The organism is Paenalcaligenes sp. Me131, from assembly GCF_050487225.1.
GTDB lineage: Bacteria > Pseudomonadota > Gammaproteobacteria > Burkholderiales > Burkholderiaceae_B > Paenalcaligenes.
On record NZ_JBKQGY010000001.1, the window covers coordinates 1481550 to 1505100 of the forward strand.

Below are 23551 nucleotides of genomic sequence, written 5' to 3' on the forward strand. Positions count from 1 at the left end.
TTTTTGTGTGAGACACACTTAGGAGAAGAAGTTCTTCACCTTGTCTGTCCACGACTCGCTTTTGGGAGAGTGCTTGTCGCCACCGGACTTCAGCGCCTCTTCGAATTGACGCAGAATTTTCTTCTGCTCTTCGCTCAAGCGCACAGGTGTTTCTACCTGAATGTGGCAGTACAAATCGCCGGGGTAGCTAGAACGTACACCCTTAATCCCTTTAGCACGCAAGCGGAAGGTTTTTCCGGTTTGTGTACCTTCAGGAATAGTGATCTCGCCTCTGCCTGTTAGCGTAGGCACTTCCACTTCACCACCCAATGCGGCAGTGGTAAATGGAATGGTCAGACTGCAGTGCAGGTCATCGCCGTCACGCTGGAAAATACCATGCGGTTTCAGCTGAATTTCCACATACAAGTCACCGGCTGGGCCACCGTTCAAACCTGGCTCACCGTTACCCATTGAGCGGATGCTCATGCCGTCATCAATACCGGCAGGGATCTTCACTTGCAGTGTTTTCTCTACACGTTTGCGGCCTTCACCATGACATGCGGTACAAGGATCTTTGATCTCTTTACCTGAACCATGACATGTAGGGCATGTTTGCTGCACGCTAAAGAAGCCTTGCTGCATGCGTACCGCACCTGAGCCACCACATGTGCCACACGTTGTAGGTGCACTGCCAGGTTTCGCGCCAGAGCCATCACAAACCGAACAGTTTTCCCAGCTAGGTACTCGGATTTCCGTGTCAAAACCTTTGGCTGCCTGCTCTAGGCTGATTTCCAACGAGTACCGTAAATCTGCACCACGGTAGACTTGTGGGCCACCTTGGCCACGGCGTGCGGCGCCACCAAAGATTTCACCGAAGATATCGCCCAGGTCACCAAACCCACCGAAACCTCCGCCACCACCCATGCCGCCCATACCGGCAGCACTAGGATCCACACCAGCGTGGCCATAGCGGTCGTAAGCCTCACGTTTCTGCTCATCGCTCAGAATTTCGTAAGCCTCTTTCGCTTCCTTGAACTTCTCTTCGGCCTCTTTGCTGTCAGGATTTCGGTCCGGGTGGTACTTCATTGCCATCTTGCGATAGGCTTTGCGGATCTCATCCTGGCTCGCATTTTTGGCGAGACCCAGTATTTCGTATAAATCGCGTTTTGCCATTTTGACTGTCAGGCTCCTACAAGCCTTTTCATGGAAAAAAGGATGCCCGGAGCCCACACATAAGGTTGGCTACCGGGCCTGTTCAGTGCACAGTCACTGGATTACTGATCGCGCTTCACTTCTTTGAAGTCAGCGTCAACCACGTTTTCATCCGCGGGTTTTGCACCGTCTTCGCCTGCTTGCTGTGCAGCGGCCTGAGCCTGCATATCCGCGTACATTTTCTCGCCCAGTTTCTGCGATGCTGTACTCAATGCTTCGACTTTGGCATCGATGGCTTCTTTGTCGCCATCTTTCAATGCACCTTCCAGCTCGGCGATCGCAGCTTCAATCGCTTCTTTCTCGCTAGCTTCCAGTTTGTCACCGTACTCTTCCAACGATTTACGTGTGGAGTGCACCAGTGCTTCACCGTTGTTGCGTGCAGTAGCCAGTTCAGCCAAACGACGGTCTTCCTCGGCGTGAGCCTCGGCGTCTTGCATCATGCGCTGTACTTCTTCATCGCTCAAACCAGAGTTGGCTTTGATGGTAACTTTGTTCTCTTTACCTGTGCCTTTGTCTTTGGCGGAAACGTGCAAAATACCGTTTGCGTCAATGTCGAAAGTCACTTCGATCTGTGGCATACCACGTTGTGCTGGTGGAATACCTTCCAGATTGAACTCACCCAACGCTTTGTTACCCGCAGCGATTTCACGCTCACCTTGGAAAACCTTAATGGTTACCGCAGGCTGGTTGTCATCGGCTGTGGAGAACACTTGCGAGTGACGAGTAGGAATCGTGGTGTTCTTCTGAATCATTTTGGTCATCACACCACCCAGGGTTTCAATACCCAAGGACAGCGGTGTAACGTCCAGCAGCAATACGTCAGAACGATCGCCAGACAATACGGAACCTTGAATTGCTGCACCAGCGGCAACCGCTTCGTCAGGGTTCACGTCACGGCGTGGATCACGACCAAAGAACTCTTTCACACGTTCTTGCACTTTAGGCATACGTGTCATACCACCAACCAAGATCACATCGTCGATCTCGGACACTTTCACGCCTGCATCTTTGATAGCAATGCGGCAAGGTTCGATAGAACGCTCGATCAGATCTTCAACCAACGCTTCCAATTTGGCGCGTGTGATTTTCAGGTTCAAGTGTTTAGGACCGGAAGCATCTGCTGTGATGTACGGCAGGTTGATTTCAGTCTGTTGTGTAGACGACAGTTCGATCTTGGCTTTTTCTGCGGACTCTTTCAGACGTTGCAGTGCCAATACATCTTTGGACAGGTCTACGCCACTTTCTTTCTTAAACTCGTCGATGATGTAGTCAATGATACGTTGGTCAAAGTCTTCACCACCCAAGAAGGTGTCACCGTTCGTGGACAACACTTCAAACTGTTTTTCACCATCGATGTCAGCGATTTCGATGATGGATACGTCAAACGTACCGCCACCCAAGTCGTACACAGCGATTTTACGGTCACCATCGGAAGCCTTATCCAAACCAAACGCCAATGCCGCAGCAGTAGGTTCGTTGATGATACGTTTTACGTCCAGCCCAGCGATACGGCCGGCATCTTTAGTGGCTTGACGCTGGCTGTCGTTGAAGTACGCAGGCACAGTGATCACAGCTTCGGTCACTTCATGACCCAAGTAGTCTTCCGCTGTTTTCTTCATTTTGCGCAGGGTGTCAGCAGAAACTTGCTGAGGAGCCAACGCTTTGCCTTGGGCTTCAACCCATGCATCACCGTTATCTGCCTTAACGATTTTGTAAGGCATCAACGAAATATCTTTCTGTACCGCTTTTTCGTCGAATTTACGACCGATCAAACGCTTCACAGCAAACAATGTGTTCTGTGGGTTTGTCACGGCTTGACGCTTAGCAGGTGCACCTACCAGTACTTCACCATCAGGCATGTAAGCAACGATGGAAGGGGTGGTACGAGTACCTTCTGCGTTTTCAATAATTTTGACCTGGTCACCGTCCATTACGGCAACACAACTGTTGGTTGTACCAAGGTCAATACCAATAATCTTGCTCATATTTTTGATTTACCTTGCAAAAATCAGCGTACCCATCTTGGGGATACCGCTCAGTTATTACTATGATTTACAGATGGGGACTCGCTAAACATTTTCAAGCCCCCATAACAAAATAATTTAGGCTGGTGCTTGCCCTGAAGACACCATCACCAAGGCTGGACGCAATACGCGATCGGCTAATACATAACCTTTTTGCAATGCCATCGCGACCGTGCCTTCAGCTTGATCTGAGGGAACGGTAGAAATCGCTTGATGCAGATGCGGGTCAAACTTATCGCCTGCTTGCGGCGCTACTTCTTTAAGCTGGTTGCGTGTAAACGCGTTATCCAACTGACGCAGCGTGGTCTCTACGCCCTCACGGAAGGCTTCAATCGTTTGTTCTTCTTGTGCCAGCGCAGCTTCCAAGCTATCACGTACTGGCAACAGGCTCTCGGCAAAGGACTCAGTCCCAAATTTACGTGCCTTCGATACCTCGTCATCCGCACGACGGCGAATGTTTTCCATTTCGGCTTTAGCGCGCAGCAACTGATCGTAGTACTGGGCTACTTTAGCCTGAGCTTCTTCCAACTGCTGATCCAGTCCAGACTCGACAAGCGATTCTGCTGCCACATCAATGGACTCGTTTTCAGGTTGGTTGTCTTCAGGAATCTGGTTTTCGTTCTGGTCTGTTGATGCAGACATAATGGATCTCCACGGCAAAAAAACATCACTGTTTCTCATATGGGGATCACACACCCCATATTCAAGAGATCCACGGCTATTTTTACATTTAGCTTATGCGAGCCAGCCTGCCGCGTGTTCGCGAACCAAGTGCGCTAAGCCATCTACCCACTCAGCATCATCGTTCAAACAGGGGATATAAGCGAAATCTTGCCCGCCCTCTTCTAAGAACGCATCACGGCACATGAGTTTGATTTCTTCCAGCGTTTCTAAGCAATCCGCCAAAAACCCCGGACAGACCACATGCACGTTTTTCACCCCTTCCTTAGCCCACTGACGTAACAGCGGTTCGGTGTAGGGTTCTAACCAGCGCTCGGCTCCAAAACGGCTTTGGAAAGCAGCATGCACGGGTACACCGGTGGTTTCTAATTCGCGGCGTAACGCGGCGGTAGTCAACATGCACTCACGGTGATACGGATCACCTTTTTCAGCGCAGCGACGTGGCAAACCGTGGAAGCTCAGCAGCAAACGCTCAGGCTTACCCTGCGCTCCCCAATAGGTAGTAATGGATTGTGCTAACGGTTTGATATACGCGGGATGATCACAGTAACTGCGTATAAAACGCAGCTCGGGTTGATTGCGCATTTTCGCGGCATAACGCGTTACGGCGTCTACGGCTGTGGCCGTCGTACTTGCCGCATACTGTGGATACAACGGCACCACCAAGATGCGTTCACAGCCCTGCGCGCGCAGTTTATCTACCGCACTTTCTACTGACGGGTTGCCATAGCGCATCGCCAATTCTACTTTGACGTGTTGGCCAGTTGGGTCCAGACGTTGCTGCAAACCATCTGCTTGTCGCTGGCTGTACACCAACAGCGGCGCCCCTTCAGGCATCCAGATCATTTGGTATTTCTCTACCAACTTACGTGGTCTGAATGGCAAGATCGCCCCGCGCAAAATCAATTGCCACACCGGTTGCGGGATCTCAATCACTCGCGGGTCCGATAAGAACTCTTTGAGATAACGTCGTATAGAACCAGCATCCGGTTGATCTGGGGTACCCAGATTCATCACCACTATACCTACTGGCGTAGCGGGACGACTGGTAATGTGCGCATCCAGCAAAGATGGATCCGATGGTTCAGGCAAATAGGTAGTTAACAGCATATGTACGCCCTATGCGCCGCACTGAGCCCTCTCGTGCAGCGCCATTCTTATCAATTATTCTGGTTACAGCTCAAGGCATTGGACAATAACTTGGCGGTGATGTCCACGATAGGGATCACCTTGTCATAAGCCATGCGTGAAGGGCCGATCACCCCCAAGGTGCCCACCACCTCACCGTCTACGCCATAAGGGGCTGTCACCATGGAAACGTCGTCTAAAGGCAACAACGTGGAATCACCACCAATATAAATTTGTACGCCGTGTGCATGACTGGAGGCATCCAACAAATGCAGCAATTCAGTTTTCTTTTCAAACAGCTGAAATAAGCGACGTAAACGGCTTAGATCATCCGTCATTTCGCTCACGTCCAAGAGCTTACTTTCACCGAAAATCACCACATCTTCTTCTACGTCAGACTCGGCTGTGCTGGCGGCTACGGCGGCTTGCATCAACTTAGAAATGTCTACTTGAAGGCTAGACAGCTCATCTGCTAACGACTCGCGCACCACAGAAAATGACTTTCCTGAGAAGTGCTGATTAAAGAAATTGCTGGCTTCAGTAAGCTCTTCTTCGCGATACTCTCGCGACATAAACAAAATGCGATTTTGCACGTCACCGTCGGGGGACACCATAATCAGCAGCACCCGTTTCCCCGAGAGGCGAATGAACTCAATATGTTTGAAGGTTTGTGCACGGCGCGGCACCATCACCACGCCTGCAAATTGCGACAAATTAGACAACAACGCTGCCGCCGATGACACGGCACGAGCCGGCTCTTCCATCGGCAAACGCAATTGCAGGGGTTCAATGTGGGGTACCTCGAATTGCGGTACGGCCAAGAGCCTATCCACAAACATGCGATACCCTTGAGGCGTAGGAATACGCCCCGCCGATGTATGCGGACTATGAATCAACCCTAGGTCTTCCAGATCAGCCATCACGTTACGTATGGTGGCTGGCGACAGGTCAAAAAGCCTAGATAAGGTACGTGACCCCACCGGCTGACCGTCAGCAATGTAACGCTCAATTAATAGCGTCAATAATGCACTTGATCTATCGTCCAGATATTTTGCCATGCTTATTTCATACACTCACATCAGGATCAAACTGCAGCTTCAATGCCCTAAACCCTTACACAATTCTATAATCCAGTAATTCAGATTATCCTATCCCTATTCCATCATAAGGCAATTTACCTCATGCATTTCAAAACGGTCGCCCTCGTGGGTCGCTATCATGACTCGGGACTTGATGCCCCGCTGCGAGCCGTTGCCCACACGCTGAAGCAAGCGGGTTGCTCGGTCATTATAGAAAGCGACACAGCGCGCTACACCGGTATACAGGATATCCCCTGTGTCAGTTTTGACGAAATCGGCCAGCAGGCCGATCTCGCTATCATCGTGGGCGGTGACGGCACGATGCTGGGTGCAGCACGCCAATTGGCGCACAGCGGCGTTCCCTTGATTGGTATTAACCACGGGCGATTAGGTTTTATCACCGACATCCCCCTGCCACACGCTCACGAAGCAATCACCAGCGTCATCAACGGCCAGTACGAAACTGAGCACCGCAGCCTACTAGAAGGCCGTGTTGTACGCGATGGCGAAACACTGGTTTCGGGTATCGCGCTCAATGATATCGTAATTAACCGCGCAGGTCGTGGCGGCATGATAGAGCTGCGTGTAGAGCTAGATGGTGTGTTTATGCATCGCCAACGCGCCGACGGTGTAGTCGTAGCCACACCAACCGGCTCCACAGCCTACGCGCTGGCAGCAAACGGCCCTATTCTGTACCCCACGCTCAATGCCTTCTTGCTGGTGCCTGTGGCACCGCAAACGCTGTCCAATCGCCCTGTAGTGGTACCTGACAGCAGCACATTGAGCCTGACCATTACCGCCTTGGGCCGAGTCGAATCGGGCGCTAGCGTGCACTTCGATATGCAGGCTTGGTCTGACTGCCAGCCTGGCGACTGTGTAGAAATTCGCCGCGCTCAGAAAACAGTTTGTTTTATTCACCCCACCGGCTACAGTTTCTTTTCTACTTTGCGTCAGAAATTGGACTGGAACCGTATCCCACAACCCAACGACGCCAACGAATAATCCCTGCTTATGCTGCGATCCCTGCATATACGTGATTTTGTCATTGTGGATGAAGCCCTCATCGATTTCGAAGATGGCTTCACCGTCTTTTCTGGTGAAACTGGTGCCGGGAAATCCATACTTATAGATGCGCTGTCGCTGCTGCTTGGCGCTCGCGGCGACACCCGTGTCATACGTGAAGGGTGCGAGAAAACCGATCTCAGTGCGCACTTTGATCTGGATGATGACATTCGTGAATGGCTGAAAAATAACGACTTGGACGATGGCGAGGATTTATTGCTACGCCGTGTCATTGACGCTCAAGGCCGTAGTCGTGCATATATCAACGGCACAGCCGCCACCTTGGGGCAACTGCGTGATGTGGGTGAACACCTTGTAGACATACATGGTCAGCATGCCCATCAAAGCCTGCTCAAAAGTGCAAATCAATATGCGTTGTTAGACTCACAAGGTGGACACCAAGAGCTAGCCAAGCAAGTAGCGGCTGCATGGAACACATGGCAATCTCTACAGCAACGCTTACACCAAGCCCAAGAACATTCGGCAGGCTTACAAGCCGAACGCGAAAAGCTGCAATGGCAATACGATGAGCTGCAAACCTTAGCGTTGCAACCAGGCGAGTGGGAACAAACCGGTGTAGAGCATCAGCGCTTAGCACATGCGCAATCGCTACTGGATGGTGCGACGCGTGCTTTAAATTTACTGGATGGTGAAGACCAAGCCGCACAACGTGCGTTGTTCTCAGCCACACAAGAAATCACCAAATTGCTGCACCATGACCCCGCCGCTTTGCAGCCCATTCTGGACACACTAGAATCTGCGCGTATCGCAAGCTCTGAAGCCATTTCTGATTTAAATAGCTACGTGAGTGCGGTAGAACTAGACCCTGATCGTTTGTCTGTACTAGAAGAGCGCATGGCAGACATTTTCAGCATGGCACGCAAATACCGCTGCGAACCTGAAGAGCTACTGGCGCTGTTTGAGTCTATTACCCAACAGTTGGAACAACTGACCGAAGATGCTGACTTAGAACAGTTGGAAGCTAAAGTCGCTCAAGCCAAAACCCACTACGACACAGCAGCAGCTCAACTCAGTCAAGCGCGCTTGATCACCAGCAAACAATTGAGCCAGCAAGTCAGCCATGCCATGCAAGAGCTTTCCATGCAAGGCGGCCAATTTGCCGTAGAACTCAATGCTTGTAAACCTTCTGCGCACGGCAATGAGCAGGTGGAGTTCCTCGTGGCGGGTCACGCTGGTGTACGCCCTGCCCCCTTGGCCAAAGTAGCCTCTGGTGGCGAGCTGGCAAGGATATCTCTCGCCTTGGCCGTGATTGCCAGCCAAGCAGCCCAAGTGCCTACCTTAATCTTTGACGAAGTCGATACCGGTATTGGTGGTGCCGTGGCCGAAGTAGTAGGTAAATTGCTGCGTGAGCTGGGACAACGCCATCAGGTGCTGTGCGTAACTCACTTGCCGCAAGTGGCTGCTCAAGGCCAACATCACTTGCAAGTCAGCAAACGCAGTCACGATGGTCAAACCCGTTCACACATACACGCGCTGGACAACAACGCTCGCGTGGAAGAGATCTCGCGTATGTTAGGTGGTATCGCCATCACCGACACTACTCGTCAGCACGCCAAAGAGATGCTATCTCGTCCATAAAAAAACGGCTTGCACGTAATATGCAAGCCGTTTTTCATCGTACTAGCCGTACTGATCACCACTACTTAGCGAGGCATGCCTCGGCCAGTCGCGCGACCAGTGCTGGTGCAATCATTGCACAGGCCATACAACACCATTGTGTGGCTTTCCAGCTCGAAACCTAACTTATCAGCAATTTTATGCTGACGTTTTTCAATTTCAGGATCAGAAAACTCAACCACTTTTGCACAATTGGTGCAAATAAAGTGATCGTGGTGATCCCCATCGTTTAATTCAAATACCGCTTTGCCACCATCAAACTGGCTGCGAGCCAAAATACCAGCTTGCTCGAATTGAGTCAGCACACGGTACACTGTGGCCAAACCAATATCCACATCGTCGGCAATCAGCAGACGGTACACATCTTCTGCGCTTAAATGACGCAGCTCTTGGGTATCGTCGTTGCGGCGAAAAATATCAAGAATCTTGAGGCGTGGGAATGTCGCCTTAAGCCCCATGCTTTTCAGTTCGTTTTGATCGTTCATAGCTAAAATTAATATCTGAAAGGGGGAAGGGTTCGAGACCCATCTGGCAACAAGCACCGACGGATTCCGAGATGGGTTACATCGTAGCATAATGCACGGATGTCCAAACTCATATCCCTTATAATAACGATTTTATTTAACAAGAGCACGGTAAGCTGATGAAAGCAAAAAACTACTCTTCTGTCCTACGCACCGGCGCAGCCATGTGTTTTACCGCACTATTACTGAGCGCGTGCGGCGGTACAAAGTGGGGATTTCCTTACAAAGCTGACATACAGCAAGGTAACTGGATTACCTCTGAGCAGGTAGAACAACTGCGCGTCGGCATGACCCGTGAGCAAGTACGTTTCGTACTGGGCACCCCTACTCTGCAAGATATTTTCCACTCGGATCGCTGGGATTACCCTTACTACAACAAACCTGGCTACGGCGACGTACAGAAACGTTTGTTTACCGTTTGGTTTGATGGCAACACCTTGGTGCGCTGGGATGGTGATCACCAACCTAATCACGAGCCATTCCAAAACCCCGCCACAATGGGCCCAGACACCCCTAACACCATTCAGCAAAGCGTAGATGAATCCCCATTGGAAGCAGAAAACCCCAATATCACGGACAACTACCGCAGCCCTGATCAATAATTTCTGGAATTTGTATGCGTATCGCCATTGCTGGAGCAAGCGGCCGTATGGGCCGCATGCTGATTGAAGCTGTACTGAACAGCAACGACATGACTCTCGCCGTTGCGCTCGACCATACTGGCTCTACTTCCGTAGGCCAAGATGCGGGTGCATTTATGGGTTGCGCCACAGGGGTGGCTATTAGTGACGATCTTAATCAGTTAGCAAACGCCGACTGCTTAATTGACTTCACTCGCCCCGCAGGCACATTGGCACACCTAGACGCTTGCGTGCGTCACAACACCAAGTGCGTGATTGGTACTACCGGTTTTTCTGAAGCCGAAAAAGCCCTCATCCAACAAGCCGCCGAAAAAGTCGCTGTGCTGTTTGCCCCCAACATGAGCGTAGGCGTGAACGCCACGCTAAAACTGTTGGAAATGGCAGCAAAAATGCTGCAAAGCGGCTTTGATGTGGAAGTTTTTGAAGCCCATCACCGTCATAAAGTAGATGCGCCATCCGGCACGGCCTTAGCGATGGGTGAAGCGATTGCCACAGCCTGGAACAAACCACTAGACGAGATCGCCGACTGGGCACGCCACGGTCACACCGGTGCGCGCAAAGAAGGCAATATTGGTTTCTCGGTAGTACGTGGTGGCGACATTATTGGCGATCACACCGTATTTTTCTGCGGCGAAGGTGAGCGTATTGAGATTTCTCACCGTGCCAGTAACCGCACTATCTACGCACAAGGTAGCTTACGCGCGGTTCGCTTCTTGAAAGACAAGCAACACGGTCTATTCAACATGCAAGACGTGCTAGCAGGCTAACAGCCTAGGTTAGGCGTACAGCACAGGTTCTTGTTCCAGCTGTACGCCAAACTTTTGCTGCACATCATTCTGAATCTGCTGCGCCAGATTCAACACATCTTCCAGCACCGCCCCACCACAGTTAGTCATCACTAACGCTTGACGTGGATGCATAGCTACTGCGCCTGCTTCACGCCCTTTCCAGCCAGCCTGATCAATTAGCCAGCCAGCGGCCAACTTATAGCGGCCATCAGCTTGCGCATACGCCACCACATTAGGATGCTGTGTACGCAATACGGCGTACTGCTCAGCCTGCACCACTGGATTCTTAAAGAAGCTACCCGCATTACCCACTTGAGCGGGGTCAGGCAACTTGGTACGACGTACCTCGCACACTGCTTCAAATACGGCCTGTGCCGTAGGCGCATGTTGCAATGAGGCATGATCTCGCAAATCAGGATACTGCAATAACGGCTGCCACTGTCTGGGCAATCTAAACCGCACCGCAATAATCAACCATGTGCCTGGCTTAGCACGCTTAAACATACTGTCTCGGTACGAGAACTCGCACTCTTCCGCACTAAATTCGTATAGCTCGCCCTCTAGCAAATTCCATGCCAAAACGCTGTGCACACGCTGCTCTAGCTCTAGGCCATAGGCTCCAATATTTTGTACAGGTGCCGCGCCTACTGTGCCAGGAATCAACGCTAAGTTTTCTAAACCATACCAACCCTGCTCTAGGGTGTAGGCCACAAAATCGTGCCAGACCTCGCCCGCGCTAGCTTCCACCAACCAGAAATTATCGTGCTCGCACAATAACCGTATACCTTTGTTGGCCACGTGAATGGTCAACCCAGCCAAGTCGGGGTGCGTAATGACGTTGCTACCACCACCCAATACGCGATGTTGTGCATACTCTTTAATAGCCGCACTGAGCGTCGGCAACTGAGACACCTGTTCAAACCTAAACAGCGTCTGTGCCACACAAGGCAGTCCAAAGGTATTACAGCGGGATAGATCTTGGTTATTCAACATAGTTAGGTGTGTTTGCTTGTCACGTCAGCAGAGAAAGTCCAGCCTTGAGTATAAAGCAGGTACTGTCCCTACTTCGCTGCATAACCGGCCTTAGGTGCATTTATTTCAAATCATTTCTCAAAACCGCTTGACACAATAGCGCAAAACCCGCTATATTCACTTTCTGGCTTGATTGAACACCAAACAATCAAGTGTAGCCAAACAAACAGCAATGTAGGTGCGGCGGTGATTAGAAAAGTGGTTTTGAAGTTCCAGCAAGATACTTGCAAAACAAAAGAAACCAACTTATAATTCTAATCTTTCCTGAGAAGGAAAATAAGCGGGAATAGCTCAGTTGGTAGAGCGCAACCTTGCCAAGGTTGAGGTCGCGAGTTCGAGCCTCGTTTCCCGCTCCAAATTCTTTAGAAAGCCCAAGCCATTGTTTGGGCTTTTTATATCAGCTACGTTAGCATTAGTTCAAACCTGAAAACAGGTAGCAGTGTTAACAAAGCAGGCAACGCTTAAATGCGGGAATAGCTCAGTTGGTAGAGCGCAACCTTGCCAAGGTTGAGGTCGCGAGTTCGAGCCTCGTTTCCCGCTCCAAATTAAAAAAGCCCAAACTTCGGTTTGGGCTTTTTTGCGTTTATTCCCTGCCTACCCTTCTTGATTCACACACCAACTAACACTCTGATTCACCCCCACTTCCCCGTCATCTCGTATTAATGTGATAATAACGATTCCTATTTGCATCAATAGAATCACGATAATGCCTGTCTTACGTCACCTTCTGCTTGGTATCGCCGCCGTCTCCTTTAGCTACGCTTTACCTACTGCTGCACAACCAGCACAACAAAATGGACGTCAAATTGAGCGAGTGCAAGCCCCTAGCATCGCCGATCAAGAACTCGCCACGTATAGATTCGAGAGCTTTACGCTCTCATCAGAAGATGGCAAACGTCATTACAAGATAGAAGTAGGCATCCCTAAACGCCCAGCCCCAGCTACCGGTTTTCCGGTGATTTATATGTTGGATGGCAATGCAGCGTTAACCAATATTGATACCACCGACCTCACCGCCATGGATGCGCTGTCGCCTACGGTATTGGTAGCCATTGGCTATGACATTAATGGCAGTCACGATACGACGGCCCGCGCTTATGACTACACGCCTCCGGTGTTTAAGGATGGCGTAGAACAAAAAGAGATAGAAGTACGTGGGCGTATAGGGGGAGGCGCTGCTGAGTTTCTGGAGCTCATCGAGACTCGTATAAAACCCGAAGTGGATTTGCGCGCCCCTACCGACCATTCTCGCCAAACGCTGTGGGGGCATTCTTATGGCGGTTTATTTACGCTGTATACGCTATTTACCCGCCCAGAACTTTACCAACGCTACGTAGCGGGTGATGCGTCACTGTGGTGGCACGACGGTTTTTTAGTGACCGATACTTTTACACACTTTGATCGCAGCAAAGCCCTAGGCAAGAAAATACGCCTCATGGAAGGCGGCAATCGCTCTAAGAGCAGAAGCGCCTCAGATTCGCGTGCTCAATGGTCAGCCAAAGATATAGTTAGAGATTTGCAAATGGATGGCGTGGATATTAGCTATGAAAACTTCAGTGAGTTACATCATGGCCAAATGTTGAGGGCATCATTGAAGCCTGCGCTACGCTTGGCTGCGACACCTCCACAGTAAACGCCCCACATACTACAGCCTGACACTGATCAAGGCCCTGCTTTCGCAGGGTCTTTTTTTATGCCCACTGGCGGTGCACAGAGTGCACCTGCAAACAACTATTTTTGTGCGGCCACAAGGCCATCCATAAAATCAGTTCATACAAATACGAGGGCGCATGAGCTCCCTCCAAAACACAAGATACCGAGACAGAAATGACGCCCTCTTGCTAGCAAGTGACTATACACATGGCGGCATAAAGCGCATTTCCTCCCCTACCTGATTAAGACAAAAGCCATCCTGAATCGGCGATTTGCTGTAGAGCCTGCCGGTTCAGCCACGAAATCTGGAGATTCTATGAGTACCAGCGTTGTTAAGCTTAAGTGCCTGTCGCACACCCCATTGCGCGGTCTCAATGACCCTGCCCCTAACGTTGTCGCCGAAGTCGATGCGGTGATTGCCGCCGCTCGTGCCGAGGTGGAGGCCTTTGATCCAGAGCTGATCGTGGTCTTTGCACCGGATCATTACAACGGCTTGTTTTATGATTTGATGCCGCCCTTTGTGGTGGCGACTGCTGCAGAATCTGTTGCAGATTACAAAACGCTGCCAGGTCCTCTGTCTATTCCAGACAAGCTGGCCCTAGACCTAGTTCGTCACCTGCTGGATAGCGATCTGGACGTAGCGCTGTCTCATCGCTTGCAAGTGGATCATGGCTGCACACAGATTCTGGAAGAAATGACTGGCAGCCTTACCCGCTACCCAGTGATTCCTATCATCATCAATTCCGTAGCACCACCGTTTGCTCCCTACCGCCGTATTCGTCTGTTGGGCGAAGCTGTGGGTAAGTTCATCGCTGGCCTAAACAAACGCGTACTGATTTTAGGTTCTGGCGGCTTGTCACACGAACCGCCTGTACCCGTGTTTTCCGGCGCTAAGCCTGAGATCTCTGAGTTCTTGATTTCTGGGCGCAATCCTACTCCCGAAGCACGCGCCGCACGTCAAGCACGCACGCTGGCAACTGGGAAGATTTTTGGTACTCCTGACTGCGATCTGACGCCACTCAACCAAGAGTGGGATCACGCTTTCATGGATCTGCTGATCAACCGAGATCTGTACAAAGTGGATGACTTTGAAATTGATGTGATCTCTAAAACAGCAGGCCGTTCCACCCATGAAGTACGTACCTGGATTGCCGCTTTTGCTGCGCTGTCTGCCATGGGCCATTACGACGGCACTAAAGATTACTACCGCCCCGTGAATGAATGGATTGCTGGCTATGGCGTGATGAGTGCCGAGCCGGCCTAACGCTCACCAACAACACGTCACTTACTGATCTAGTCTGTAGGACACACCACTATGACACTCGATAACCAACTCTCGTCACTCACAGTTGCTGATGCCGCGCTCGCGCTACGGTTAGCAGCGGAACAAGGCCAACCTGTTGCTGCTCTGCGTGACCGTCTGCAAAACGTCAGTGCTGATACGGCCTACGCAGTGCAAGAAGCTAATACTCGTTTCGCCTTAGAACAAGGCCGCCGCTTAGTGGGCCGAAAAATTGGCCTGACGTCGTTGGCTGTACAAGCACAATTGGGCGTAGACCAACCTGACTTTGGCATGCTCTTTGATGACATGCACGTAGGTGATGGCGACGCTATCGCCGCTGGCCGCCTGATTCAGCCCAAGGCCGAAGCAGAAATTGCTCTGGTATTAGGCCGCGACTTAACTCGCGAACACCATAACTACGCCGACCTGATTAACGCTACCGAATACTGTTTACCCGCCATTGAAGTGGTGGACAGCCGTATTGCCAATTGGGACATACGCTTTGTGGACACCGTGGCCGACAACGCCTCCAGCGGCTTGTTTGTATTGGGTAGCCGCCCTGTACTGCTGCGCGACATAGACCTCACTGATTGCGCCATGGAAATGGAATGCGATGGTGAAGTGGTCTCGCGTGGTAACGGTAGAGCCTGCTTAGGTAACCCCATGAACGCAGCCGTCTGGCTGGCTAACACCATGGTGCGTTGCGGGCGTCCACTACAAGCGGGTGACATCGTACTGACTGGCGCGCTAGGCCCCATGGCTGTCGCGAAAAGCGGCCAACACTTCAACGTCAAGATTGCCGGCATGGGCCCTGTGTCCGTGCGTTTTGAATAACTCTGCTGTGCAGGCTGAATAACCAGCCTGCTCCTCTCGCATTTCCCGGTGCTTAGGTGCCGATCAATGACAAGGAATCATCATGACCACAACCGTGCTACATACTGAAGCCAGCACCAGCCGCTTCGCTCATATCAAAGAACAAGATCTAGACCTACAAATTCACTACAACGACACCGGCGGTAATGGCCCAGTAGTCGTTATGATTCACGGCTCTGGCCCAGGTGCTAGCGGTTGGGCTAACTTCAATCGCAACGTACAACCGTTATACGACGCCGGTTTTCGCGTCATTTTGATGGACTGCCCCGGCTGGAGCAAAAGCGACCCTATCGTTTGTACCAGCTCTCGCTCTGACCTGAACGGCCGCGCACTGAAAGGCTTGTTAGATGTGCTAAACATCGAACGTGCTCACATCATTGGTAACTCCATGGGCGGCCACAGTACCGTTGCCTTCTCGTTGGCTAACCCTGAGCGTATCGGCAAAATCGTTCTGATGGGTGGTGGTACAGGCGGCCCTAGCCAGTTTGTGCCTATGCCTGCTGAAGGCATCAAACTGCTGCAAGCGCTATACCGTGAACCTACGATCGAAAACCTGCGTCGCATGATGCAAGTGTTTGTGTTCGATACCAAAAACCTGACTGAAGAACTGTTCCAAGCTCGTTTAGACAACATGCTGTCCCGACGCGAACACTTGGACAACTTTGTGAAAAGCTTGGAAGCTAACCCTCGTCAGTTCCCTGACTTCGGGCCACGCTTGGGCGAGATCAAAGCACCTGCATTGATCATTTGGGGCCGTGACGACCGCTTTGTACCGATGGATATTGGTCTGCGCCTGCTGTGGGGCTTGGCCGATGCTGAACTGCACATTTTCAGCCGTTGTGGCCACTGGGCTCAGTGGGAACACGCTGATAAATTCAACCAGATGGTTATTGAGTTCTTCAGTAAAGACTAACTCCCTAAACGCGGCTACGGCCGCGTTGCTCTTGTTCGTCATACAAAATGGCGAGCAAGAGCAACGGGAAATCAGTAGACAGTCAACGCACTACAAAGCAGGCATATTCCATGCCCTACATAGCGACTTGCAGCGGTTACCACATACCAGAGCTGTTCAACTGTGCCTCTATTTCATCCACAGTAGAACGCAACGCGGGTAATAAACGTTGCTCGGCCTCTCGGGTAGTCATCGCATTTTTAGTAAAAATAATATTGAGACATCCCAACACGCGCTGTTCATGGCAAATGGGTAAAGCAATCGCCCCCATACGGGTTTGCTCATGCCAATCCCCGTCGTTAGAGCCAAAGCCCTGCTCCCAGGTTTTCTGCAATAACGCCGATACTAACTGTGGGTTACGTGCTAATCGTGCTTGCTCGTCAGTACCTGATCGCAATAAATGTAGAATTTCATCGCGTTCAGAATCCAAGCACGCACTTAAATACGCCCTGCCCACTGCAGTAAATAAAATGGGCATGCGTCTACGTATCATGGCCTTATGAAACGACAACGGGCTAAACCTATGCGTGGTTTCGCGTACCACCATGCTGGCACCATCCAAGACGCACAAGTCCGATGGCCACACGGCTTTTTGCTGCAAGCGTTTCAAGGCCTCGCTGGCAATTTGAGACACCCAATCTTCGTCGGTAAAGCCGTCGCTCAACTGTCGTACTTTCTGATTCAAGCTATAGCATTCATCCGCTGCATTACGACGCACATAGCCTTCGTTCTGCAGAGTTTCCAGCATGCGGCGTACCGTTGTGCGATGTATGCCTGTGGCCGCACTGATTTCTTTGATAGAGGCGTAGCCCCCTGCTGCCTGATTCAGGCTGCGCAGGATTTCTAAGCCTCGACGCAAACTCTCAATAGGCCTATAGCAAGATGGGTCATCTGACTCATCCCACTCTTTTACAATAATACTGTCGGCCACCCACGATGAGGAGGCTCTTAAGGCTTGTACCTGGGCCATCCATACTCTCCCAATGGTAAGGAATCGAGTTCGCTTTCTATGTCACGCACACACTTATGCAGCGCATCCAAATAACGCTCAGCGGCTTTGGCGGGTGTCATCGCACTTCTGAAAAAGATGATATTGATCGCCCCTAGCACGCGATTGCGCCAACATACTGGGTAGGCGATGGCGCTAATGTTGGGCTCGGTACCACCTGAGGATTCGGCATAGCCTAAACGACGGGCTTCTATACGACGCTGCAGCAGCTCGTGCCGCATATCGTCTTTTGAGACGCCATCAGGCTGCATGAGGCTGGCAAGATCTAACATCTGCTCTAGGCTCTCGTCTGCCACTTCGCTCAAGATGGCAATGCCCATCGCTGAGCGCAGTAATGGCCGAGTTTTTCCTACCATCGCACGGTTCACCGACATGGGACTAAAGCGGTGCGTGGATTCGCGAATTTCCAAATGCCCTGACGTAAAGGTCGCAAAATCGCTAGGCCACTGCACCTGTGCAAGCAAACGCCCCATATAGGGGCCAATGACCTGCACCACCCAATCTTCGTCTTTCACGCTATCGGCGAAACGACGAAAATGCTTGGTCAGAAAATAACGTCCATCACCTGCTCGCAGGTACACATAGCCCGCCTGTTCCAAGGTAAACAACAAGCGGTAAACCGTGGCTCGGTGTATGCCGGTGTACTTCGCCAGTTCCCCTGGCGTAGCCCAACCCAGATCACTTAGCGCCCCGATGAGCTCTAAACCGCGCTCTAAGGCCCTGACTCTGGGGTAGATATCAGTTTCTGGCATAGTCTGTGCCTCAAATAGGAGGATAGAGCTTCAGCATTTCTTCGCTGGGCTTCACGTAATGCCACCGTCTACCCGCATGCAAACCCGTGAGCTTATGCAACTTAGCCAACATTTCTGCATACGACAGTGGTGCTCCCACCCCATCCAACACACTGACGCCATCGATTTCATACACATCATTGGCGGCCAACACTTCGGCCACCAAGCCCTCAGCGGGAACGATCAGATCAGCCCCTTCTGCAATGGCGCGTCGTGCGGTTTCTGTGAAAGCCGCAATGTATTCGCTAGGGTCCAGAAACACCTGTTCGATGCTGCGCTCTGGTAGCTGCGGCTCAATCACATAGATGCCACTAATACGTGCCTCGAAACGATGGCGGTGCATGGCGTTTTTCAGGAACCACTGATTTTCTTCGTTCAATGTCACCAAGCCAATTTGCTGCGCCATAGAGCACGAAATCAGCACAGTGCTTTCTGGCATAGAAATCACCGGAATATCCACCAACGAACGGCACTCACGCAACAGTGGTTCTGTGTAGGTGCCAATCACAAATGCGTCATAGCCTTCTTTTTCAGCTTGATGCACATTGTGCAAAAGCTGCCGGCTCATGGCTTTGTGATAGGCATAGGGCACCTTCATCACTTCACTGGGCGACTTGCCGTGCCACATAGACTCCGGCACCCCATGCAACACAATTTCGGTACCCGGGTTGGCAATACGTGCATAGTGCGTTGCCAACGACGCTTTATACACAGGGTAGTTATCCAGATCGACGCTGGATTGATGCCAAATTTTCATCGTCATCCCCTTACACCATGTAGTAGCCGCCGTTGACGTCTACGGTGCTACCTGTCACATAGGATGCCAAAGGCCCTACCAAATACGTCACTGCCGCCGCTACCTCTTCTGGTAAGCCCACTCGCGCTAACGGTACTAATCCAACCGACTTATGATCGTCCTCGGGGGCCAAGCGCGTACGTAGCATAGGCGTGTCGATTAGACCAGGCGACACCACGTTAGCCGTAATGTTCATGGGGGCCATTTCACGCGCTAAAGCTTTAGTGAAGGCAATGACTGCTGCCTTGCTGGCCACATAGGCCGTGCACGAACGGTAGCCACCTAACTGCGCCCCGGTAGAAGCAAAGTTAATGATGCGACCATACTGAGTATCTTGATCTACTTGCATCACGAATGCTCTGCAAACCGCATAAGTACCGAAGGCATTCACCGCAAACACTTTGTCCCATAGTTCTGGGGTAGTACCTTTTACATCAATCACCGCACCGCCTTCCCCTACAGGGGAAATAGCGGCGGTGTTTACCAACACAGACACCCGCATACCGTCATCACGCAAACTCGCAAACAGTTGCTCTACGGAGGTGATGTTGCTGATGTCTACACTCGCTGCACGGTGACCGTGCCCTGGTAACGTCGCCATCACCGCTTGTACTGCCGTTAGATCCAAATCGGCCAATACCACTTGCAAGCCTTGCTCGGCCAAGGCCTGACAAACGGCTTGACCAATACCACCAGCAGCGCCCGTTACTAGGGCAATACGATTTTCATTCATGTTTATTATTTCCCTCAATTACTACTCAGCACGCTAGGCAACCACATCGTAATGATGGGGAACGATGTGAGTAGAATGACGCGGATTAAATCAGCGACCAAGAAAGGTGTCACGCCTCGGAAAATGGTAGACAACGGTAAGCGATCACCCACCACACTGCGCATCACAAATACGTTCATGCCCAGCGGTGGCGTAATCATGCCAATTTCCACTAACGATAGCGTCACCACGCCCCACCAGATCAGGTCATAGTTCATGCCTAGAATCAGAGGCACCACTAGCGGTGTAGTCACCAACACGGCAGCCAAGGTATCGAACACCGTACCCAGCAACAAATAGAACACCACCAAGCCAAATAGAATCAACCAATTAGGCATAGTCTCTATGTCGATAATGCTCAACACTAACTGGGCAATATCGGTGAAGCTCATAAAGCTGGCGAAAATATTTGCACCAATAAAGATGACGTAAATCGCACCAGCATTGATGGCCGTATCTACCAATGACGCTTTGAATTTTTCTAGCGTGAAACCTTTGGTGCTGATGGCAAACAAAAACGCCAACAATGCACCAACAGAGGCGGCTTCTTGCGTCGTAAAGATACCGCCATACAAACCGCCCAACACCAATGCAAACAGTAATACTGGACGCCATGCTTTGATTAACGCTGCACGAGCAACTGGCCAGTTAAATTCTTCTACATCAGGCGCCAAACTAGGTTTGAGTCGTACTGACACAAAAATCGCCAGTACATACATGGTCAGTGCCAACAGGCCGGGCACCAATGCTGCTTGGAAAGCGATCTGAATGGATTGCTCTACCACCACGCAGTACACAATCAGCACAACAGACGGAGGGATCAACGCCCCCAACGTACCGCCAGCCGCAATACAACCCGCTGCCAAACTGTGCGCATAGTTACGGCGTTCCATCTCGATGAAAGCCACTTTACCGAAGGTAGCCGTGGTGGCGATAGACGAGCCGCAAATGGCACCAAAACCGCCACATCCCAATACGGATGCCATCGCCAAGCCACCACGACGCGACCCCAACAAGGCTGTACCGGAGTTAAAAATATCGCCTGACAGACCTGCCCACGTCGCAAAGTTACCCATCAACAAGAACAGTGGAATCGCTGCCATGTCCATACTGGTCAACGCACGGCCTACTTCGTTTTGGGATACCACCAGCGCCTGTTCACCACCCATAGTCAGCGCCAAACTGGCCACGCCTACCAACATCAATGACACGCCAATAGGAATCTGGGCCGCAATCAGCAAGTACAAAACCAAGAACGCCATACTGGCTTGCATGCCGGGGCTGCTGTCTTCGTTGATGAACAACACTGTCAGTACCGCACACACCGCAATGGTGCCTACCGTAACTAACGCACCACGCCAGAAACCAGGTTGGGCGTAACCACGATCACGGCACAGCGCATACCAATGCTTCACGGTCTGAATCAGCACAGTCAGCACCGCCAATGACATCAGTACACCAGCAACCGCCCACCAACCTGCGGTATGCCAGCCCACTACCATCGTTTTTTCGCCGTACTCTTGAGCATCCATCGCACGAAACAGCAACGATGCCGCTAACCAACCAAACACTAGTACCTCGGCGATTTCACACACCAAGTGCACAGCCGTTTGATTACGGCCCGCTACTACCTTCATCACATCCATGCGGATATTTAGATGGCGTACAAAAACCAGCCCTGACAACCCAGCTACGATGATGGCCATGAACAGGCCATTCAATTCGAATAGCCCCCTCACGGTGTACGATGTAAAGGCACGCAGCAAGATGTCTACTAACGTCCCTGCCGACACAAACAACAGCAACGTTAAGACGGCCCAGGCCATTACTTTACAAAACTGGTCTGCCCAATCAGCCTTGGCGGAAGTTTCCACAATATTGGCTGAACTCATGCTTATTGCGCTCCACGCTGGGATTCAATACCTTGGGTATACACTTCCCAAATACGCTGGCCTTCAGGCATGCTGGCTACCCATGTGTCAATCACGGGTTGGATCGCCGCCGACCAACGTGCAACATCTTCTTCGCTAGGCGTCAATATCGTGTGTGCAGGATTCTCGGCCAGTTGAGCGCGTAGACGTGCGTTCTCACCGCCCAAGCCCTCAGACCAACGCGGCAAGAAGTTAGCACCACCGTGTTTTTCCAGTGCTGCTTTAGCTTCTGGAGGCAGACGATCATACGCACGTTGGTTGATCACCAAGAACACCGTACTAGAACCCATAGGCACATCAATGTGATACGGCACAAAGTCCAGTACCTGCCATGTGTACACGGCGTTCCAATCGTTTAAGCTGCCGCTCAAGGTTTTCTTGGACAGGTTTTCAGCCGTTTGTGACACAGGTAAACCCACAGGGATAATACCCAACGCTTCTACCGATGCACTGGCCAAGGGGCCTGCTGCACGAATACGGTGCCCTTTAAAGTCATCCAACGAACTGATTTCGCTCACGCTGTGACCCGACAAAATGCCGGACGACACCATGGCAAATACTTTCACATCGTCAAAGCCATCCATCAAGCCTTCTTCGTACAAGCGCCATACGCCAGTAGAAGCTTCTCCTACAGTACGTGCTTGGAAGGGAATCTCGGGAATATCCGCAACTTTAAAGCGACCAGGTGTGTAGCCTGTTACGCCCCACGCCATATCCACTAAACCACGACGCACCGCGTCAAAAGTATCCTCGGCTTTGACCAATGAACCACCTGAGTACAACTGAATTTTCAGCGTACCTTGTGAGTCTTCTTCTATGTCTTTGATCAGGGGCTCAAACATACCTTTGGTCAAATATGCGTTGGGCCCTGCAAAGTTGGCGAATTTTAGTGTTGTAGGTTTAGCCGTCGCCGTCACCCCGCATGTTAAAGAGAAGGCGCAAAGTGCTGCCATGAGGATTCGTTTCATCGTTATCTCCGTATTTTGGTTGGCTTACCGTGCTGAGCTAGCTCGCACTGCGCGTATCTGTGGCGGGATACGCAGCCGTGCCATTCACTTTTTTTGATCGCTTACCTAGGGTTAGGTCCGGCAAGAGTTCGTATTACACACACTCGCGTGTAGCAGAGCAATCGAAATCCTTTAGGTGTTCACCTAGTAAACACATATTCAGGGATAACCCCATAAGCCTTTATTGGCGTTGTTTCTCGCTGTTTTTTGGGTGTTTACCTGATGAACTTGTCATAGGTTTAAAGAATGTACAGAGGACATCACGGCACTTTTCTCGAATGCGAAAAGCGTCAATTACCTCGAGCTCCCCCATCACACCGTCAAAAGTATGGTGATGGAGAAAGGCGGTCGCTTACACAAGCCGTAATAATGCACATTGTTTGAGATCACAACGTAGCGTGTGGGTGTTTGAAGAAAAGTGAACGCGGTTGCGAGCAGTAGGTGAGTCCGCTCCCCCCAGCAGGGGCACGCACTGAGTGCATCAGCGCCGCAGTATGTTGCCTTCCACCTACATACGCTTAGCGCCCTTTTGCACGATGACAATACTTAACAAAGGGACTTTGCTCTATTGCAGCATCGCTACCATGCCCCCAGAAGCTCGCCTATCTCGCTATATCGCTGTATTCATCAGCTATTTCATGCAAGAAGCAGGCTTTCTTCTTTTAGGGATGGTGCCATGTCTCTCACAACAACAAAA

General features: G+C 51.2%; 21 protein-coding genes and 2 tRNA genes. 10 read left to right on the top strand and 13 right to left on the bottom strand.

Annotation, left to right across the window (positions count from 1 at the left end):
* Positions 1-18 precede the first annotated feature (18 nt).
* From dnaJ to hrcA, 5 genes are all read right to left on the bottom strand, one after another.
* Positions 19-1152, bottom strand: coding sequence for a molecular chaperone DnaJ (gene dnaJ, locus ACLPHM_RS07225; RefSeq protein WP_430220555.1), 1134 nt, complete (start codon positions 1150-1152; stop codon positions 19-21).
* Positions 1153-1253: 101 nt separating this feature from the next.
* The gene (gene dnaK, locus ACLPHM_RS07230) at positions 1254-3176 is read right to left on the bottom strand and encodes a molecular chaperone DnaK (protein ID WP_430220556.1); all 1923 of its coding nucleotides are present in this window, start codon (positions 3174-3176) and stop codon (positions 1254-1256) included.
* Positions 3177-3293: 117 nt separating this feature from the next.
* Positions 3294-3857: a nucleotide exchange factor GrpE gene (gene grpE / locus ACLPHM_RS07235; protein ID WP_430220557.1), complete on the bottom strand. Its 564-nt coding sequence runs from the start codon at positions 3855-3857 to the stop codon at positions 3294-3296.
* A 93-nt stretch (positions 3858-3950) separates the two neighbouring features.
* Positions 3951-5006 (bottom strand): ferrochelatase, encoded by a 1056-nt coding sequence (gene hemH / locus ACLPHM_RS07240; RefSeq protein WP_430220558.1) that lies wholly within the window; start codon positions 5004-5006, stop codon positions 3951-3953.
* Positions 5007-5056: 50 nt separating this feature from the next.
* Complete coding sequence (hrcA, locus tag ACLPHM_RS07245) at positions 5057-6070, bottom strand: heat-inducible transcriptional repressor HrcA (RefSeq protein ID WP_430220766.1); 1014 nt, start codon at positions 6068-6070, stop codon at positions 5057-5059.
* Between the two features lie 135 nt (positions 6071-6205).
* Here hrcA and ACLPHM_RS07250 point away from each other — a divergent pair, with 135 nt between their 5' ends.
* Both ACLPHM_RS07250 and recN read left to right on the top strand, forming a co-directional pair.
* Positions 6206-7105 (top strand): NAD kinase, encoded by a 900-nt coding sequence (locus ACLPHM_RS07250; RefSeq protein WP_430220559.1) that lies wholly within the window; start codon positions 6206-6208, stop codon positions 7103-7105.
* A gap of 9 nt (positions 7106-7114) precedes the next feature.
* The gene (gene recN, locus ACLPHM_RS07255) at positions 7115-8764 is read left to right on the top strand and encodes a DNA repair protein RecN (protein ID WP_430220560.1); all 1650 of its coding nucleotides are present in this window, start codon (positions 7115-7117) and stop codon (positions 8762-8764) included.
* 65 nt (positions 8765-8829) lie between these two features.
* Here recN and fur read toward each other — a convergent pair whose 3' ends face one another.
* On the bottom strand, positions 8830-9288 hold the full coding sequence (fur, locus tag ACLPHM_RS07260) for a ferric iron uptake transcriptional regulator (RefSeq protein ID WP_135865641.1): 459 nt from the start codon (positions 9286-9288) through the stop codon (positions 8830-8832).
* A 158-nt stretch (positions 9289-9446) separates the two neighbouring features.
* Here fur and ACLPHM_RS07265 point away from each other — a divergent pair, with 158 nt between their 5' ends.
* Positions 9447-9929 carry an outer membrane protein assembly factor BamE gene (locus ACLPHM_RS07265; protein ID WP_430220561.1) on the top strand — a complete coding sequence of 161 codons (483 nt, stop codon included), beginning with the start codon at positions 9447-9449 and terminating at the stop codon, positions 9927-9929.
* Positions 9930-9943: 14 nt separating this feature from the next.
* Positions 9944-10735: a 4-hydroxy-tetrahydrodipicolinate reductase gene (gene dapB / locus ACLPHM_RS07270; RefSeq protein WP_430220562.1), complete on the top strand. Its 792-nt coding sequence runs from the start codon at positions 9944-9946 to the stop codon at positions 10733-10735.
* A gap of 9 nt (positions 10736-10744) precedes the next feature.
* On the opposite strand, the gene murB is transcribed toward dapB, so the two are convergent.
* Positions 10745-11749 carry a UDP-N-acetylmuramate dehydrogenase gene (gene murB / locus ACLPHM_RS07275; protein WP_430220563.1) on the bottom strand — a complete coding sequence of 335 codons (1005 nt, stop codon included), beginning with the start codon at positions 11747-11749 and terminating at the stop codon, positions 10745-10747.
* Positions 11750-12068: 319 nt separating this feature from the next.
* On the opposite strand from murB, the gene ACLPHM_RS07280 reads away from it, so the two are divergent.
* From ACLPHM_RS07280 to ACLPHM_RS07305, 6 genes are all read left to right on the top strand, one after another.
* A tRNA-Gly gene (locus tag ACLPHM_RS07280) sits at positions 12069-12144 on the top strand.
* Positions 12145-12255: 111 nt separating this feature from the next.
* Positions 12256-12331 (top strand) — tRNA-Gly (locus ACLPHM_RS07285).
* A 163-nt stretch (positions 12332-12494) separates the two neighbouring features.
* On the top strand, positions 12495-13421 hold the full coding sequence (locus ACLPHM_RS07290; RefSeq protein WP_430220564.1) for an alpha/beta hydrolase: 927 nt from the start codon (positions 12495-12497) through the stop codon (positions 13419-13421).
* A 336-nt stretch (positions 13422-13757) separates the two neighbouring features.
* On the top strand, positions 13758-14705 hold the full coding sequence (locus ACLPHM_RS07295; RefSeq protein WP_430220565.1) for a 3-carboxyethylcatechol 2,3-dioxygenase: 948 nt from the start codon (positions 13758-13760) through the stop codon (positions 14703-14705).
* A 51-nt stretch (positions 14706-14756) separates the two neighbouring features.
* Positions 14757-15557 carry a 2-keto-4-pentenoate hydratase gene (locus tag ACLPHM_RS07300; RefSeq protein ID WP_430220566.1) on the top strand — a complete coding sequence of 267 codons (801 nt, stop codon included), beginning with the start codon at positions 14757-14759 and terminating at the stop codon, positions 15555-15557.
* A gap of 82 nt (positions 15558-15639) precedes the next feature.
* Complete coding sequence (locus ACLPHM_RS07305; RefSeq protein WP_430220567.1) at positions 15640-16509, top strand: alpha/beta fold hydrolase; 870 nt, start codon at positions 15640-15642, stop codon at positions 16507-16509.
* A gap of 136 nt (positions 16510-16645) precedes the next feature.
* Here the strand turns inward: ACLPHM_RS07305 and ACLPHM_RS07310 are convergent, their stop codons facing one another.
* From ACLPHM_RS07310 to ACLPHM_RS07335, 6 genes are read right to left on the bottom strand one after another with little or no spacing between them, the layout of a single operon-like run.
* Positions 16646-17518, bottom strand: a complete 873-nt coding sequence (locus ACLPHM_RS07310; RefSeq protein ID WP_430220568.1) for a DNA-binding transcriptional regulator — start codon at positions 17516-17518, stop codon at positions 16646-16648.
* Positions 17497-18309 carry an IclR family transcriptional regulator domain-containing protein gene (locus ACLPHM_RS07315; RefSeq protein WP_430220569.1) on the bottom strand — a complete coding sequence of 271 codons (813 nt, stop codon included), beginning with the start codon at positions 18307-18309 and terminating at the stop codon, positions 17497-17499. The genes ACLPHM_RS07310 and ACLPHM_RS07315 overlap by 22 nt, the downstream gene beginning before the upstream one ends.
* Positions 18310-18319: 10 nt before the next feature.
* Complete coding sequence (locus tag ACLPHM_RS07320) at positions 18320-19111, bottom strand: aspartate/glutamate racemase family protein (protein WP_430220570.1); 792 nt, start codon at positions 19109-19111, stop codon at positions 18320-18322.
* Positions 19112-19115: 4 nt separating this feature from the next.
* Positions 19116-19877 (bottom strand): SDR family NAD(P)-dependent oxidoreductase, encoded by a 762-nt coding sequence (locus tag ACLPHM_RS07325; RefSeq protein WP_430220571.1) that lies wholly within the window; start codon positions 19875-19877, stop codon positions 19116-19118.
* A 14-nt stretch (positions 19878-19891) separates the two neighbouring features.
* Positions 19892-21808 (bottom strand): TRAP transporter large permease, encoded by a 1917-nt coding sequence (locus ACLPHM_RS07330; protein ID WP_430220572.1) that lies wholly within the window; start codon positions 21806-21808, stop codon positions 19892-19894.
* A gap of 2 nt (positions 21809-21810) precedes the next feature.
* Positions 21811-22815, bottom strand: a complete 1005-nt coding sequence (locus ACLPHM_RS07335) for a TRAP transporter substrate-binding protein (RefSeq protein WP_430220573.1) — start codon at positions 22813-22815, stop codon at positions 21811-21813.
* Between the last annotated feature and the right edge of the window lie 736 nt (positions 22816-23551).